Here is a 15521-nt window from a genome sequence, read left to right as displayed (position 1 = left end):
ATGAGCGTGGTGAGCAACGAATGGCGCAGCACGGCGCGCGGCGCTAAACGCCTGGGCTTTAACAGCGAACGGCTCATTCTGGCGCTGCTGGTGCTGTTGATCGGCCTGCTCTCGGTCGCGCCGCTGCTGCGGCTGGTGTGGACCGCGATTGCGCCGCACGGCGTGCCGGATCTGGCGCGCTTGACGCGTCTGCTGGCGAGCGATCGCGTGTTGATCGCCAGTTTCAATACCTTGTTCATTGCGCTCAGTTCGACCCTTATCTCGGTGCTGCTGGGCACCGTCGCCGCGTGGCTGGTGGCGCTCAGCGATATGCGCGGCAAAACTGCCTGGGTGTTTGCCTTTATTCTACCGCTGATGATTCCGCCGCAGGTGACGGCGCTGGCGTGGCTGCAGGCGCTGGCGCCCGGCAGTCCGCTGGCGCTGCTGTTTGCCCGTCTGGGATGGCCGTGGTTTGCGCCGGGCGAACAGCCGCTCTACTCCTTAAGCGGCATGGTGCTGCTGCTGGGCACCCACAATGCGCCGCTGGTGTTTCTCACCGTGCGTGCAGGGTTACGGCGGCTACCGGCTGATTTGGTCGAAGCCGCGCAGGCCAGTGGCGCCTCACGGGCGCGCGTGCTGTTCACGATTATTTTGCCGCTGGCGCGCCCGGCGATTTTTGCCGGTGCCGCACTGACCTTTGTCGCGGCGGCAGGCAACTTCGGCATACAGGCGATGCTGGGGATTCCGGCGCGCGTCCCGACGCTGATCACACTAGTGTATCAACAGCTGAATGGCATTGGTCCGAGTGCGCTGCCGAATACTGCCGTTTACGCCTTGTTGATTGCCGTGATTACGCTGGCGGGCATGGCGGCCAGCGCGTGGTTAGGCGGGCGACATGATGTGCGCGTCAACGGTGCGCCGCGTGTGTGGCAGCAATCGCTGGGGCGTGGCCGGATGGCGATTGCCGGCGTCGCCTGGCTGTGGATGGCGCTGACTTTGCTATTACCGCTCAGCGCTTTGCTGATCACCGCATTAACCCGTGGTTTCGGCCAGGCACTGAGCTGGCAAACCCTGACGCTGGAGAACTTCCGCGCCGCGTTGTGGGGATATCCGGCGGTGCGTCACGCTTTTCTCACCAGCCTGGGCTTGACCACGCTAACGGCGCTGCTGCTGACCTTCTGCGCGCTGTTTCTCGCTTACTTCCTCAGCTGGCGTCGCAGCAAATTAGTGCGCGGCCTGTGGCTGGCAAGTGAACTGACCTACGCGCTGCCGGGCATTGTCACCGGCGTGGCGGCGATGCTGTTCTTTCTGCGTCCGCTGCCGATGATCAATGTTTCGCTGTACGGCACGGTATGGATCATCCTTGCCGCTTATCTGGCGAACTTCCTCGCGCTGGTGTTGCGTCCGACGCTGGCGGGATTTGCGCAACTGGAACCGGCGCTGGATGAAGCCGCGCGGTTGTACGGTGCGGGTTTCATGCGCCGCATGTGCGATATTTTACTGCCGCTGGCGGCGCCGTCGGCCCTGGCCGGCAGCGTGCTGGTATTTCTCACGGCGCTGAATGAGATTCAGGTCTCGATACTGCTGGTGACCTCGCAAACGCAAACTATCGGACCGACCATCGTGTTTCTTGATGAAGGCGGATCGGCTTCGCTGGCGGCGGCGGTGGGCTGCCTGATGATCCTCGTGGTTTTCTTATTAATGGCGCTTGCTACTAGGCTGACGCGCCGCCTGCCGCAGGGCGTTTTGCCGTGGCAGGCATAACGGTTTTTACCGTCAACAGTTGCTGATTGCTGAAGTATCCCGCTGAACATTTTCTCGCCACTGCCGATAACTGACCTACCAACATTTGTCTGTGGATGAATAGCGCTTGTCAGCGCTGCGTATTTGCGCTTAAGTCTGCATGCTAATTAAGAATTTTCTTAATATTTCTGAATAATACCAGGCCAGCAATAGGCGAATAACAATGAATAATAACTCTGACGTCATGTACCGATTATTGGTGCAGAGCGTGGTGGATTACGCCATTTACATGCTCAAACCCGATGGCACCGTGGCGAACTGGAACGCCGGGGCACAACGCGCCAAAGGCTACACGCCCGATGAAATTGTTGGGAAGAATTTTGCGCTGTTCTACAGCGAAGACGATCGTAAAAACGGCGCGCCCCAGCGCGGGCTGGCGGTGGCGACAGCGACGGGGCGCTTCGAAACCGAAGGCTGGCGCTATCGCAAAGATGGCAGCGCGTTTTGGGCGCATGTGGTGATCGACGCGATTCGGGATGAGTATGGCGAGCTGTTAGGTTTTGCCAAAATCACCCGCGACTGCACCGAACAGCAGGAACAACAGCGTAAACAGCGCGAGCAGGAGCAGCGCTTTCGCATGCTGGTGGAGGGCGTCAGCGATTACGCCATCTATATGCTCGATTTGGACGGCAACGTTGAAAATTGGAACGTAGGCGCCCAGCGCGCGAAAGGCTACGTGGCCGAAGAGATCGTCGGACAGCACTTCTCACGCTTCTATAGCGCGCAGGATCGCCTCAATCACATCCCGGAAAAAAACCTTACCACCGCGTTTAAGACTGGCCGTTTCGAAGATGAAGGCTACCGCTATCGCAAAGATGGCAGCGCGTTCTGGGCGCACGTGATTATTGATGCGATTCGCGATGATGCCGGTAAATTGATCGGCTACGCCAAAATCACCCGCGACTGTACTGAGCAGCAGGCGCTGCTGCGCAAACAGCATGAGCAGGAGAAAAACTTCCGCCTGCTGGTGGAGGGCGTGCGCGATTACGCCATCTATATGCTGGACGTGCAGGGCCGCGTGGTGAACTGGAATAGTGGTGCTCAGCGCGCCAAAGGTTATATCGCCGACGAGATTGTCGGTCAGCACTTCTCGGTGTTTTACAGCTCCGCCGAACGCAATGCTAACGCGCCTGAAGCCAACCTCGGGATTGCGTTAAAAACCGGCCGTTTCGAAGATGAGGGCTGGCGCTACCGCAAAGACGGCTCGGCGTTTTGGGCGCATGTGGTTATCGAGGCCATCCACGATGAAATCGGCAAACTGATTGGTTTCGCCAAAATTACTCGTGATATCACTGAACGGCGTGAGAATGAGCAGCAGTTGCTGCGTGCACGCGATTTAGCGCAGACGCAGAGCGCGAAGATGTCTGAGCTGTCGGGCTTCCTTGACACCATCATCAGTAATATTCCGTCTTGCGTGATTGTTGAAGACGCCATCAGCCGCGAAATTTTGATGGTGAATGACAAAGCCGAGCAGCTGTTTGGCGTCAATAAAGCGCTGATCATGCATAAACGTCCGCATGAGTGCATGTCGGCCGAGCTGGGGGATTACTTCAATAGCCTGGCGGATGTGGCCTTGCGCAGCGAAGGTATTCATGCGCGCGAACAGCTGATGCTAACCGCCGGCGGCGAGCGCATTCTGCATACCCGCGCCACCACCATCAGCGGCAAAGATATGCGGCAGAACTACGTGATGCTGATTGTGGAAGATGTGACCGACCAGCGCGAAGCCGATGCGCGCATCCGCCATATGGCGCACCACGATAACCTCACCAGCCTGCCAAACCGCGTGCTGTTCCGCCAGAAGCTGAGCGAAGCGCTGCGCGTGGATAACCAGAACGGCCACACCAGCGCCACGCTGTGTCTCGATCTCGACAACTTTAAAAACGTCAACGATGCGCTCGGCCATCAGATCGGTGACGACCTGCTGCGCGTGGTGGCAAAGCGCCTGCGAACTGCGCTGCGCGATCACGATACCCTGGCCCGCATCGGCGGCGATGAGTTTGCCATTGTGCTGCCGAATGTGCGCAGCGCGGATGAAGCGGCGGTGGTGGCACAGCGTTTGATCGAAGCGATTCGCCCGCCGATTAACGTGGAAGGGCATAACTTGTCGGTGGGCTTGAGCGTTGGCATCGCGCTGACCTCGCAAGCCACCAATACGCCGGAACATATGCTGCGCTGCGCCGACATGGCGCTGTATGAAGCCAAGCGCAATGGGCGTAACCGCTTCGAGCACTTCACCATGGAGATGGACGATCAGGCGCGCAGCCGTCGCGTGATCGAGAACGATTTGCGGGAAGCGATCACCGGTCGCCAGCTCAAACTCTATTACCAACCGATCACCGACGAGAAAGGCATTATTGGCTATGAAGCGCTGATGCGCTGGCATCACCCGATTAAGGGGCTGATCATGCCGAATGATTTCATCCCCATTGCTGAAGAGACCGGCTTGATCCATATGCTCGGCGCGTATGCGCTGTATGAAGCCTGCCGCGAAGCGCAGAGCTGGGGCACGCAACAATCGGTGTCGGTTAACCTGTCGCCGCTGCAGTTCAAAAACAGCTCGCTGGTTTCGGTGGTGGAAGGGGCGTTACGGGAATCAGGGCTGGCACCGCATCGGCTGGAAGTGGAGATCACCGAATCGGTACTGCTGGACGATACGCTTGGCAATATCCGCACGCTACAAAGCCTGAAAACCCTTGGCGTGCAGATTGCGCTGGATGATTTCGGCACCGGCTATTCATCGCTGAGCTATTTGCGCTCGTTCCCGTTCGACAAGATCAAAATCGACAAGTCGTTTATCAACGATATGGGCGACAGCCGCGAGGCGCTGGCGATTATCCGCGCCATTACCGGCATGAGCCGCAGCCTGGATATTCAGATCACCGCCGAAGGTGTGGAGAGCAGCGAGCAGTTCGCCAAGCTGCGCGAAGAGGGCTGTACGCTGTTCCAGGGTTATTTCTTTGGGCGTCCACAGCCATCGGAACTGCGTTTGAAAGAGCTGGATTAAAATCGCGCGATAAATCGCGCCGCTACAGATTCGTGCATGTAGTGTAGCGGCGCAATTTATTGCGTAATGTTGAACGCAGCCATAAAAAAACGCCCGACGTGTCGGGCGTTTGCTGTTTTGCTGTGGGTAATCTTTATTATTATGCGCCGTGGCCGTCGACGGACATGTGGCCGAGATCTTTGTCCACCAGGAACAGGCCTTCGCCTTTGTTGCCCACCAGCGCCAGTTTATCCAGCACGGTTTTGAACAGTTTCTCTTCTTCATGCTGCTCTGCCACGTACCACTGCAGGAAGTTGAAGGTCGAGTAATCCTGGGTGGTTAATGCGGTGTGCACCAGCTCGTTGATTTTTTTGGTGATCAGCTGCTCATGCTTCAGCGCTTCTTCCAGCACGTCATTCAGTGAAGTCCAGCTAATTGCCGGTGCGGCAATGCTGCCCAGAACCGGCAGAGCACCTGCATCGCTGACGTAATCGAACAGCTTCTGCATGTGCTGCATCTCTTCGCGTGAGTGCATTTTCAGGAATGAAGCGGCACCTTCGTAGCCTTTGTCGCTGCACCAGGCGCTCATCTGCAGATACAGGTTGGCAGAGAAGAATTCGAGGTTCAGCTGGTCGTTCAAACGAGAGGTCATTTCAGCGGTTAACATGGCTGATTCCTTTTTAATTTATTAGGTGAAGTACGGCGAATTATGCATCAATCTATACTTTTTTGTGAAGGCTTTTTCGTAAAAAGGTTGAATTTATCTTATTGATTGTAAATGGAATTATTCCACTTGTTGAATGCGAGGAGTTCTCAACTTTAACTAATTTTCATTCACGCTGGATTGATTATAGCTGCACATCGGGCGATGCTGAGGCTTGCCTTTAATTGTCAGGAGCTTAGCGGTGTCCAACGTCTTAGAGCATTACCATTATCTGCATGAAATCCCTGAACTGGGTTTTCAGGAATTTAAAACCTCCGCTTATATTGCCGATCAGCTGGAAAGCGCCGGCATTAAGGTGACACGCGGCATCAATAACACCACCGGCATTGTGGCGGAAATCGACAGCGGCAAACCTGGCCCGGTGCTGGCGCTGCGTGCGGATATGGATGCGCTGGGGCATATCATTAATGGCGTGGCTTGTGCTCGCCACACCTGCGGTCACGATGGTCACTCCTCGGTGGTGCTGTCGGCGGCGCAACAGCTGCTGAAAGAGGGCGCAATTAAGAGAGGACGCCTGAAACTGCTGTTCCAGCCCGCCGAAGAACTGGGTGCCGGGGCGCTGGCGATGATAGAAGGCGGCGCGCTTGATGATGTGGAGATGATTCTTGGCTTCCATGTGCGTCCGCTGGAGGAGTGTCACGTGGGGCAGGCGACGCCGGCGGTGATCTACTCCGCCTGCAGTACGCTGGAAGCGACGATTAAAGGGACTCCCGCGCACGCCGCGCGACCGCATTTGGGCGTTAACGCGCTGGACGCGGCGGTACAAGCGGTGCAGGCGGTTAACGCTATCCATCTGCCGCCAGGTTTAACATGGAGCGTCAAAGCGACGCGCTTCCTGTGTGATGCCGGTGTGACCAACTCGGTGCCGGATGAGGCGCGCGTGGTGTGGGATCTGCGTTCGCAGGAAAACGCGCCCATGGACCTGCTGAAAGAGAAGGTGACGCTGGCGATTCAGCATAGCGTGGCGGCGCTGGGTGCCTCGGCGAACGTGGTGGTGCTGAAAGAGATGCCGGCCGCGGAAATTCACGAGGAAGCCACAGCAGTGATTCGCGCGGCGATTGTTGATGTACTGGGCGAAGAGGGTTTGCTGGAAACCAAAACCACGCCGGGCAGCGAGGATTTCTTCTATTACCCGGTGAAAAATCCGCAGGTGAAAGCCGGTTTCTGGGGGCTGGGAACCAATCTGGTGCCGGGCCTGCATCATCCTGATATGCGCTTTGAATTGAGCTCGCTGGAGATTGGCGTGCAGATCTTTAAGGCGGCGGTGGTGCGGGTTCTGGGTTAGTTGTGATTGTTTCCCCTCACCCAGGCCAGCGATTCCCCCCCTCGGCGAAATATTGTATGCTATGCCGCCTCAATTACTGATGGGATTTCAGGACTGCCGCCAATGTAGATCGCGCACCTCTTGCTGTGAACTGACGCTACTGCGTCGCCATTGGCCGCGTTATCCCGCGGAATGACCCCGAAACGATTTATCGCAGCGCGCCGTCCGCGCGTTGCCCTTGAAGAAGAATTCACTCATGTCTAATGCTCCCTTTTTAGAAGAAGTGGCGCGCCGCCGTACCTTTGCGATCATCTCGCACCCGGACGCCGGTAAAACCACAATCACCGAAAAAGTGCTGCTGTTCGGACAGGCGATTCAAACCGCCGGTACCGTCAAAGGCCGCGGCTCCAATCAGCACGCGAAATCAGACTGGATGGAGATGGAGAAACAACGTGGTATCTCCATCACCACCTCGGTGATGCAGTTCCCGTATCGCGATAGCCTCGTTAACCTGCTGGATACCCCAGGACACGAAGACTTCTCCGAAGATACTTACCGCACGCTGACGGCGGTCGACTGCTGCCTGATGGTGATCGATGCCGCGAAAGGCGTCGAAGATCGTACCCGCAAGTTGATGGAAGTGACGCGCCTGCGTGATACGCCGATCATCACCTTCATGAACAAACTCGACCGTGACATCCGCGATCCGATGGAGCTACTGGATGAAGTGGAGAGCGAGCTGAAAATCGCCTGCGCGCCAATCACCTGGCCGATTGGCTGCGGCAAGTTGTTCAAAGGGGTTTATCACCTCTATAACGACGAAATCTACCTGTATCAAACCGGTAAAGGCCACACCATTCAGGAAGTGCGCATTGTTAAAGGTCTGGCGAATCCAGAGCTGGACGCCGCGGTAGGTGAAGATCTGGCACAGCAGCTGCGCGATGAGCTGGAACTGGTGCAGGGCGCTTCGCACGAGTTCGATCAGGAGCTGTTCCTGAGCGGCGAAATCACCCCGGTATTCTTCGGTACCGCGCTGGGTAACTTCGGCGTCGATCATATGCTCGATGGCCTGGTTTCGTGGGCGCCACGTCCGATGCCGCGCAACACCGACACGCGTCTGGTGGAAGCGAAAGAAGAGAAATTCAGCGGCTTCGTGTTTAAGATCCAGGCAAACATGGACCCGAAACACCGCGACCGCGTGGCATTTATGCGTGTGGTGTCCGGCAAGTACGAAAAAGGCATGAAGCTGCGTCAGGTGCGTACCGGTAAAGATGTGGTGATCTCCGATGCGCTGACCTTCATGGCGGGCGACCGTTCGCACGTGGAAGAGGCCTATCCGGGCGACATCATTGGTCTGCACAACCACGGCACCATCCAGATCGGCGACACCTTTACTCAGGGTGAAAACATGAAGTTCACCGGCATTCCGAACTTCGCGCCAGAGCTGTTCCGCCGCATTCGTCTGCGCGATCCGCTGAAGCAGAAACAGCTGCTGAAAGGGCTGGTGCAGCTGTCGGAAGAGGGCGCGGTACAGGTGTTCCGTCCGGTACATAACAACGATCTGATCGTCGGCGCGGTCGGTGTGCTGCAGTTCGAAGTGGTGGTGGCGCGCCTGAAAAGCGAATACAACGTTGAAGCGATTTACGAAGCCATCAACGTCTCAACCGCCCGTTGGGTTGAGTGCGATGACGCGAAAAAATTCGACGATTTCCAGCGTAAAAACGAAGTGAACCTGGCGCTGGATGGTGGTGATAACCTCACTTATATCGCGCCAACCATGGTGAACCTCAATATCACCCAGGAGCGTTATCCTGACGTGAGATTCCGCAAAACGCGCGAGCACTAATCGGCGTTGCCTGCAGGGTCAGTGGTTTTCACTGGCCCTGTTTTATCGGATACAGACTCCTCCTAATTCCGCTGTTTTTTTCTCTTTTTGGCGATATATCAACCACAAGAGCCAGCAAAAGCTGTAATCCCTACTACTATTATCCTGTCGGACGAGAAAAGAGACCTTTCGGGTTTCATTACGTCCACTAACTCAGCAACGCCGTTCGTTGCTGGCGCATCCGCGATAACGGATGAGTTAACTGATAGAAGGATGATATCGATGAATAAGACTAAGATTGCCAAAACCCTGATTGCTGCTCTGGCCGGTTCTGCTCTGCTGAGCGGCGCGGCGTTTGCAGATGAATCACTGTCGCAGAAAGCACAGCAAACCTCCGACAGCGCGGGTTCGAAAATCGATAGCTCAATGAAAAAAGTCGATGGTTATATGGATGACAGCGGCATCACTGCGAAAGCCAAAGCGGCGTTGGTGGATGATGAAGCGATTAAAAGTACGGATATCTCCGTCAAGACGCATGATGGCGTGGTGACCTTGAGCGGCTTCGTTGCCTCTCAGGATCAGGCTGAAAAAGCCGTCGCGCTGGTGCAGAAAGTCGAAGGTGTGAAATCCGTCAGTGACAAACTGCACGTTAAAGACAGCAAAAATGCTTCGCTGAAGGGTTATGCCGGTGATACCGCCACCACCAGCGAAATTAAAGCTAAGCTTTTAGCAGATGACATTGTGCCATCGCGCAACGTTAAGGTGGAAACCACCGATGGCGTGGTGCAGTTATCTGGGGAAGTGGCGAACCAGGCACAGTCCGATCGTGCTGAGAAAATCGCCAAAGCCATTGAAGGCGTGAAAAGCGTGAAGAATGACCTGAAGGTGAAATCTTAACGCGGGCGACTCGGCACCTGCTGGTGCCGTTTCGTAATAAAAACAAAGGTGTAAATAAGCAGTTCGATTTTCACAATGGTAAAGGAGAGGCTTATGTTTCGTTGGGGTATTATCTTTCTGGTCATCGCTCTGATTGCTGCAGCATTAGGTTTCGGCGGTTTGGCGGGTACGGCAGCATGGGCAGCTAAAATTGTCTTCATTGTCGGTATTATTCTGTTCCTCGTGAGCCTGTTTACCGGGCGCAAACGACCCTGACTACTTGCGTCATAGACGCTAACCCGCGAGTTACGTAAAGCGGAGACCGGTCATTTGCGGCATACTATGAAGCCGCAACGATTGCAGACGCAATTGGTCAGGGAACGACAATGACTGGTTCTCCGGGATGCTGCTCAGGCAGCTCCCTCAGAGCAAACACTGAGGGACATCCATTGGGTACTCGTATTCCGCTGACGTTAGGTTCATTTGAACCGCTGGCTTTAACTCCCTTCAAATCCAACAAAATTGCCTTAGTGTGTGAAGGCGGCGGCCAACGTGGCATCTTCACTGCGGGCGTACTGGATGAGTTTCAACGCGCTGGATTCAATCCCTTTCAACTGATGCTTGGCACCTCTGCCGGTGCACAAAATCTTTCTGCTTTTGTCTGCGGCCAACCTGGCTACGCACGACGCGTGATCTCCCGTTACACCACCAGCAAACTGTTTTTCGATCCGCTGCGTTTCGTGCGCGGAGGGCATCTTATCGATCTGGATTGGCTGATCGATATCACCAAACAGGAATTTCCGCTGGCGCTCACCACCGCCGAAGGGCTGTTTGCCAAAGGCAGCGAGTTCTATATGTGCGCTTGCCGCAGCGACGATTATCGTGCTGAGTACTTCAACCCGACCAGCACCAACTGGCATGACATCATCAAAGCCTCCAGCGCGATTCCCGGCTTCTACCGCAGCGGCGTGCAGATGGATGGCGTGAGCTATCTGGATGGTGGCATCAGCGATGCGATCCCAGTGCGTGAAGCGGCACGCCGTGGCGCGGATACCATCGTGGTGATCCGTACCGTGCCGTCGCAGATGTCGTATACGCCGAAGTGGTTCAAACGCATGGAGCGCTTTTTGTCCGATAGCGCGTTGCAGCCGATGATCAACGTCCTGCATCAGCATGAAGAGAGCTATCGTGAAATCCAGCAGTTCATTGAACAGCCGCCGGATAACCTGCGCATCATTGAAATCTGCCCACCTAAGCCGCTGGCGAGCATGGCGCTCGGTAGCCGTTTGTCCTCGCTCAATCAGGATTACCATTTAGGTCGCCGCAGCGGACGCTATTTCCTCGCCACGCTCGGCCAATGGCTCAGCGATGCCGAACCGCTGGTGCGTTCAACCACGGTAACGCCGCCAGCTGCTGTTGCCAATGCGCCAGACAATCGCCCGTTGATTACGCCCGCGCTGGCGGAAAACGATGCTGATTTTGATAAAGGCTCGCTGGCATGAAGTTTATCGACACCCATTGTCACTTTGATTTTCCACCGTTCGTTGATGCGGCACCCGCCAGTATTGCGCGCGCGGCGCAGGCGGGTGTGGAACGCATCATTGTGCCAAGCGTCGATGCCAGCCGTTTTGCGTTGGTTAGTCAGCTGGCGCAGCAGCATGACGCGCTGTATGCCGCATTGGGCCTACATCCGATCAACATTGCCGCGCATCAGGAAGATGCGCATCTTGGCGAGCTGGAAAGCTGGTTGAAGAAGCCAGATAGCAAGCGCGTGGCGATCGGCGAGATCGGTCTCGATCTCTATATGCAGGAGGCGCAATTCGCTAAGCAGACGCGGCTGCTTGATAAGCAGCTTAAGCTGGCGAAGCAGTACGATCTGCCGGTGATTCTGCACTCGCGGCGCACCCACGATCAGTTAGCTGTGCACCTGCGTCGTCACGATCTGCCGCGCCGTGGCGTCGTGCACGGTTTTGCTGGCAGCCAGCAGCAGGCCGAGCGCTTTATTCAGCTCGGCTATGCGATTGGCGTCGGCGGCACCATTACCTATGAACGTGCCAGCAAAACCCGCAATACCATCGCCAACCTGCCGCTAGATTCCCTGTTGCTGGAAACCGACGCGCCCGATATGCCGCTGCAAGGTTTTCAGGGCCAGCCTAACCGTCCGGAGCGGGCGCGCAACGTGTTTGACGTGCTGTGCCAGCTTCGCAGCGAATCGTCCGAGGTGATTGCCGACGCATTATGGCAAAACAGCCTGCGCCTGTTTGCTCTGCCTGCCTGATCCTCCCCGACAGATTCTGCATTTACGCTGCCTTACGCCCGATTAGCTACAGTATTAAAGCGGGAAGTACACTTTTACGTCCTTTTTTGTGATAATAATAACAACGACAGTTTGGTCGATATTTTGGCCTGATCAGCAATTATTTGTGATGTTTATCACTAAATAATTGTATTTTAATGACAGATTTTCTTTTCTGTGTGACGTGAGGCGCAATTCATCGTCACGGTAATTGTTAGAATTATCACATTCTCCGGTGGGTTGTGCCTGCCGGTCTGACTTTTGGAGAGCATCATGACCGACCTTAAAGCAGCCGCACAGCGCGCACTGCAACTGATGGATTTAACCACCCTGAATGAAGATGACACCGACGAGAAGGTGATCGCGCTGTGCCGTCAGGCGAAATCACCAGCCGGTAACACCGCGGCTATCTGTATCTATCCGCGTTTCATTCCGGCGGCGCGTAAAGCGCTGCGTGAACAGGGCACACCGGACATCCGCATCGCCACCGTGACCAACTTCCCGCACGGCAACGATGACATCGAGATCGCACTGGCCGAAACCCGTGCGGCAATCGCCTACGGTGCCGACGAAGTCGACGTGGTGTTCCCGTATCGCGCACTGATTGCGGGCAACCGCGACATCGGTTTCGAGCTGGTGAAAGCCTGTAAAGCCGCTTGCGCAGAAGCCAACGTGCTGCTGAAAGTGATCATCGAAAGCGGTGAGCTGAAAGACGAAGCGCTGATTCGTGCGGCTTCGGAAATCGCTATCGATGCGGGCGCAGATTTCATCAAAACCTCAACCGGTAAAGTGCCGGTCAACGCCACGCCAGACGTAGCGGCGATCATGATGCAGGTGATTCGAGATAAAGGCGTGCAGCAGCAGGTTGGTTTCAAACCGGCGGGCGGCGTGCGCACCGCTGAAGACGCGGCGCTGTATCTGAAACTGGCCGACGACATTCTGGGCCAGGGCTGGGCCGATGCGCGTCATTTCCGCTTTGGCGCTTCCAGCCTGCTGGCAAGCCTGCTCAACACGCTGGGCCACGAAACCGCGACCAGCAAAGCGGGCTACTAAGTTCAATCCATTCTTTGTAGGGTCGCCATTCATGGCGACCTCCTCATTCCAGGGAGGCAACCGTGTTCCTGCCACAAGAAATTATTCGTAAAAAACGCGACGGCCAGGCGCTGAGTGAAGCGGAGATTCGCTTTTTCATCAACGGCGTGCGCGACAACAGCGTCTCGGAAGGCCAGATCGCCGCGCTGGCGATGACCATCTATTTCCACGATATGACGCTGGAAGAGCGCGTGGCGTTAACCATGGCGATGCGTGATTCAGGCACGGTGCTGAACTGGAAATCGCTGAATCTTAACGGCCCGATTGTGGATAAGCACTCCACCGGCGGCGTGGGCGATGTGACTTCGCTGATGCTTGGTCCGATGGTGGCGGCCTGCGGCGGCTACGTGCCGATGATCTCCGGTCGCGGTCTGGGCCATACTGGCGGCACGCTGGATAAACTGGAAGCGATTCCTGGCTTTGATATCTTCCCCAGCGACGATCGTTTCCGCCAAATCATTAAAGACGTCGGCATCGCGATTATTGGCCAGACCAACTCGCTGGCGCCGGCTGACAAGCGTTTCTACGCTACGCGCGATATCACCGCCACCGTCGATTCCATTCCGCTGATCACCGCCTCGATCCTCGCTAAAAAACTGGCGGAAGGATTGGATGCGCTGGTGATGGACGTCAAAGTGGGTTCCGGTGCCTTTATGCCGACCTTCGAAGCGTCAGAAAATCTGGCGCAGGCGATTGTCGGCGTGGCGAACGGTGCAGGCTGCAAAACCACCGCGCTGCTGACCGACATGAATCAGGTGCTGGCTTCCACTGCCGGAAATGCGCTGGAAGTACGTGAAGCGGTGCAGTTCCTGACCGGCGTTGCACGCAATCCACGTTTGCTGGAAGTGACGATGGCGCTGTGCTCAGAAATGCTGATCTCCGGCAAACTGGCGGAGAACGATACCGAAGCGCGCAAAAAACTGCAGCAGGTGCTGGATAACGGCAAGGCCGCTGAAGTGTTCGCCCGCATGGTGGCGGCGCAAAATGGTCCGGCAGATTTCATTGAGCGCATGGACAGCTATTTGCCGGCGCCAACCCTCAGCAAAGCGGTTTACGCCGAGGGTGCTGGCATTGTCAGCGCCATGGATACGCGCGCACTCGGCATGGCGGTGGTGTCGCTTGGCGGCGGACGTCAGCGCGCCAGCGACAGCATTGATTACAGCGTCGGCCTGAGTGACATGACCACGCTCGGCACCCAGATTGACGCGCAGCGCCCGCTGGCCATCATTCACGCCAGTTCGGAAGCGCAGTGGCAGCAGGCCGCCGCTGCGGTGAAAGCCGCCATCACCTTGAGTGACAGCGCGCCAGCGATGACGCCGGTGGTTTATCGTCGCGTCAGTGAATAACTGGCGCTTCTGCGTGCCAGGCAGCGGCCGTTCGGGTATACTGATCTGATCGCTTTTTTTTGACTTGTCATCGCGCATTGCGCAGGAGACTTGCATGAAACGTGCTTTTATTATGGTTCTCGACTCCTTCGGGATCGGTTCCAGCAAAGACGCCGATAAATTCGGTGATGAAGGATCGGACACCCTCGGCCATATCGCCGAAGCGTGTTTCGAAGGCCGCGCCAATGAAGGTCGCGAAGGCCCGCTGCACTTACCTAACCTGACTAAATTAGGACTCGGCAAAGCCGCTGAGCTTTCCACCGGTCGCTTCCCGCCAGGCCTCGATCCCAACGCGGAAATCATCGGTGCGTACGCTTACGCCAGCGAACTGTCGTCGGGTAAAGATACGCCGTCGGGCCACTGGGAAATCGCCGGCGTGCCGGTGCTGTTTGATTGGGGCTACTTCAGCGACAAAGAGAACAGCTTCCCGCAGGAATTGCTGGATATTCTGGTGAAACGCGCCGATCTGCCGGGCTATCTCGGCAACTGTCACTCTTCAGGAACGGTAATTCTCGACCAGCTCGGCGAAGAGCATATGAAATCCGGCAAGCCGATTTTCTATACTTCGGCGGACTCGGTATTCCAGATTGCCTGCCACGAAGAGACCTTTGGCCTCGAACGCCTGTATGAACTGTGCGAAATCGCCCGTGAAGAGCTGACGAAAGGTGGCTACAACATTGGCCGCGTGATTGCGCGTCCGTTTGTTGGCGACAAAGCCGGACACTTCGAACGTACCGGCAACCGTCATGACCTCGCGGTAGAACCGCCATCGGCGACCATGCTGAAAAAACTGGTCGATGAGAAGGGCGGTGAAGTGATTTCGGTAGGTAAAATCGCCGATATCTACGCCGAGCAGGGCATCACGCAGAAAGTGAAAGCGACCGGTTTAGACGCGCTGTTCGATGCCACCATTGAGCAGATGAAAAAAGCGCCTGATACCTCAATTGTGTTCACTAACTTCGTTGATTTTGACTCAACGTGGGGACATCGTCGTGATATCGCCGGTTACGCGGGCGGGCTGGAGTTGTTCGATCGTCGTTTACCCGAGCTGATGGAACTGGTGAAAGAGGGTGACATTCTGATCCTCACCGCCGATCACGGCTGCGATCCCAGCTGGGAAGGCACCGAACATACGCGTGAGCACATTCCGATTCTGATCTACGGCCCGCATGTGAAGCCAGGTTCGCTGGGATACCGCGATACCTTCGCCGATATCGGCCAGACCATCGCAAAATATTTCGGCCTGTCCAGCATGGACTACGGCAAGAGCATGCTGTAAAACAGCGCACCA

12 protein-coding genes are annotated in these 15521 nt (G+C 56.3%); 11 read left to right on the top strand and 1 reads right to left on the bottom strand.

The window, feature by feature from the left end; all coding sequences use genetic code 11:
* Together WFL93_RS20370 and WFL93_RS20365 are read left to right on the top strand one after the other, a co-directional pair.
* Positions 1–1743 carry an ABC transporter permease gene (locus tag WFL93_RS20370; RefSeq protein ID WP_336778917.1) on the top strand — a complete coding sequence of 581 codons (1743 nt, stop codon included), beginning with the start codon at positions 1–3 and terminating at the stop codon, positions 1741–1743.
* Positions 1744–1945: 202 nt separating this feature from the next.
* Complete coding sequence (locus WFL93_RS20365; protein ID WP_336778916.1) at positions 1946–4789, top strand: EAL domain-containing protein; 2844 nt, start codon at positions 1946–1948, stop codon at positions 4787–4789.
* 139 nt (positions 4790–4928) lie between these two features.
* Here the strand turns inward: WFL93_RS20365 and ftnA are convergent, their stop codons facing one another.
* Positions 4929–5435: a non-heme ferritin gene (ftnA, locus tag WFL93_RS20360; protein ID WP_007893200.1), complete on the bottom strand. Its 507-nt coding sequence runs from the start codon at positions 5433–5435 to the stop codon at positions 4929–4931.
* 238 nt (positions 5436–5673) lie between these two features.
* Here ftnA and WFL93_RS20355 point away from each other — a divergent pair, with 238 nt between their 5' ends.
* The 9 genes from WFL93_RS20355 (at position 5674) to deoB (ending at position 15509) form a co-directional block, all read left to right on the top strand.
* Positions 5674–6777, top strand: coding sequence for a M20 peptidase aminoacylase family protein (locus tag WFL93_RS20355; RefSeq protein ID WP_336778915.1), 1104 nt, complete (start codon positions 5674–5676; stop codon positions 6775–6777).
* A gap of 235 nt (positions 6778–7012) precedes the next feature.
* On the top strand, positions 7013–8602 hold the full coding sequence (prfC, locus tag WFL93_RS20350; protein WP_007893196.1) for a peptide chain release factor 3: 1590 nt from the start codon (positions 7013–7015) through the stop codon (positions 8600–8602).
* Between the two features lie 261 nt (positions 8603–8863).
* Entirely contained in the window at positions 8864–9478 is a 615-nt protein-coding gene (osmY, locus tag WFL93_RS20345) for a molecular chaperone OsmY (RefSeq protein WP_007893194.1), read from the top strand.
* A gap of 93 nt (positions 9479–9571) precedes the next feature.
* Positions 9572–9733, top strand: a complete 162-nt coding sequence (locus WFL93_RS20340) for a DUF1328 domain-containing protein (RefSeq protein WP_007893192.1) — start codon at positions 9572–9574, stop codon at positions 9731–9733.
* 173 nt (positions 9734–9906) lie between these two features.
* Entirely contained in the window at positions 9907–10959 is a 1053-nt protein-coding gene (locus WFL93_RS20335; RefSeq protein WP_007893189.1) for a patatin-like phospholipase family protein, read from the top strand.
* Positions 10956–11735 (top strand): TatD family hydrolase, encoded by a 780-nt coding sequence (locus tag WFL93_RS20330; RefSeq protein WP_336778914.1) that lies wholly within the window; start codon positions 10956–10958, stop codon positions 11733–11735. Before WFL93_RS20335 ends, WFL93_RS20330 begins: the two co-directional genes overlap by 4 nt.
* 291 nt (positions 11736–12026) lie before the next feature.
* Entirely contained in the window at positions 12027–12806 is a 780-nt protein-coding gene (gene deoC, locus WFL93_RS20325) for a deoxyribose-phosphate aldolase (RefSeq protein WP_049850655.1), read from the top strand.
* Positions 12807–12868: 62 nt separating this feature from the next.
* Complete coding sequence (deoA, locus tag WFL93_RS20320; RefSeq protein WP_007893182.1) at positions 12869–14191, top strand: thymidine phosphorylase; 1323 nt, start codon at positions 12869–12871, stop codon at positions 14189–14191.
* 94 nt (positions 14192–14285) lie between these two features.
* The gene (gene deoB, locus WFL93_RS20315) at positions 14286–15509 is read left to right on the top strand and encodes a phosphopentomutase (RefSeq protein ID WP_180822466.1); all 1224 of its coding nucleotides are present in this window, start codon (positions 14286–14288) and stop codon (positions 15507–15509) included.
* The last annotated feature ends 12 nt before the right edge of the window (positions 15510–15521 follow it).

Source organism: Pantoea sp. USHLN256, assembly GCF_037149875.1.
Classification (GTDB): domain Bacteria; phylum Pseudomonadota; class Gammaproteobacteria; order Enterobacterales; family Enterobacteriaceae; genus Pantoea; species Pantoea nemavictus.
This window is presented reverse-complemented; position numbering and strand designations above follow the sequence as displayed.

Bases quoted from the DNA above. Each gene is read 5' to 3' on its own strand.
- WFL93_RS20370 (WP_336778917.1), top strand. From the start codon at position 1: ATGAGCGTGGTGAGCAACGAATGGCGCAGCACGGCGCGCGGCGCTAAA.
- WFL93_RS20365 (WP_336778916.1), top strand. From the start codon at position 1,946: ATGAATAATAACTCTGACGTCATGTACCGATTATTGGTGCAGAGCGTG.
- ftnA (WP_007893200.1), bottom strand. From the start codon at position 5,435: ATGTTAACCGCTGAAATGACCTCTCGTTTGAACGACCAGCTGAACCTC.
- prfC (WP_007893196.1), top strand. From the start codon at position 7,013: ATGTCTAATGCTCCCTTTTTAGAAGAAGTGGCGCGCCGCCGTACCTTT.
- osmY (WP_007893194.1), top strand. From the start codon at position 8,864: ATGAATAAGACTAAGATTGCCAAAACCCTGATTGCTGCTCTGGCCGGT.
- WFL93_RS20340 (WP_007893192.1), top strand. From the start codon at position 9,572: ATGTTTCGTTGGGGTATTATCTTTCTGGTCATCGCTCTGATTGCTGCA.
- WFL93_RS20330 (WP_336778914.1), top strand. From the start codon at position 10,956: ATGAAGTTTATCGACACCCATTGTCACTTTGATTTTCCACCGTTCGTT.
- deoC (WP_049850655.1), top strand. From the start codon at position 12,027: ATGACCGACCTTAAAGCAGCCGCACAGCGCGCACTGCAACTGATGGAT.
- deoB (WP_180822466.1), top strand. From the start codon at position 14,286: ATGAAACGTGCTTTTATTATGGTTCTCGACTCCTTCGGGATCGGTTCC.